This is a genomic window from Bartonella vinsonii subsp. berkhoffii ATCC 51672 (assembly GCF_902825225.1).
Lineage (GTDB): Bacteria > Pseudomonadota > Alphaproteobacteria > Rhizobiales > Rhizobiaceae > Bartonella > Bartonella berkhoffii.
In genome coordinates this window covers 1-901 of record NZ_CADEAK010000070.1, presented here as the reverse complement: position 1 = coordinate 901, position 901 = coordinate 1, and the positions used below count along the sequence as shown (strand labels likewise).

Sequence of the window (901 nt, the reverse complement as noted above, 5' to 3'; positions counted from 1 at the left end):
CCATAAGTCAAACTCTCAGGAAGAGCGGGAAGGTTTTGGGTTTCAGTTTGAAAAGAACCCTAGCGGTGCTTCCTTGGATGTTGGAATTGCAAGTGCCAAAGATACGGGGGACCAATGGGAAAATACCCATACGCCATCTAATTTTAAGGCGGGCAAAGATGTGCGGATCACTGCTGGCAATGATGTGACCTTGCAAGCAGCAGATATTTTGGCAAATCGTGATGTGAACGTTGAGGCTGGCAATAATATTACACTATCAGAAAGCTATGATACCTCTAACACAAAAGAAACCCATGAAAAGTCCTTTGCTGGTGTTACAACCACTGTCAATGTGGGTGTTCTTGATACTGTACAAGGCTTAAAAGATTCAGCGGACCACATGAATAATAAGGATGGAAATAACACCGTTATTAATGGCGTACTGACTGGCATGAAAATCAATCACCTCTTTAACAAGGGTAGGAATTTTGTGAGTTGGCTGACTGGCAATACAGGGGAAAGGGGCAATATCAGCAAAGGACTGAGTAACCCATTAGGAGGGTTGGGGGGCTCCACCAAGGATGCTCTTGCCAATATGGCTGATGCTTCTGCGAGTGTGACCGTAGGTTTTAAGACAGAGAAGGCAGAAGCCTCTACTCAAACTTCCACAGCGGTAACAGATACAATAAAAGCAGGACGTTCTGTCAATATACAAGCCCATAAAGGCAGCATTTATAGTGCTGGAGCTGATATTATCGCTGGCACCAATTCGGATTACGCACTAAACAATGATGTGCAGAGTGGCAATATCAATTTGCAAGCAGGAAACCATATCACCTTTGAAAGTGCACAAAACACGCAAAGCACACAAAACCACAGTGAAAGCGCTTCAGTAAATGTTGGTACCAGTTATGGCACCGGT

General features: G+C 44.3%; 1 protein-coding gene. It reads left to right on the top strand.

All coding sequences use genetic code 11. From position 1 onward, the window contains the following. Positions 1–901 (top strand): hemagglutinin repeat-containing protein (locus J7R10_RS08265; protein WP_208436440.1); only part of this gene is annotated, 901 nt, incomplete at both ends.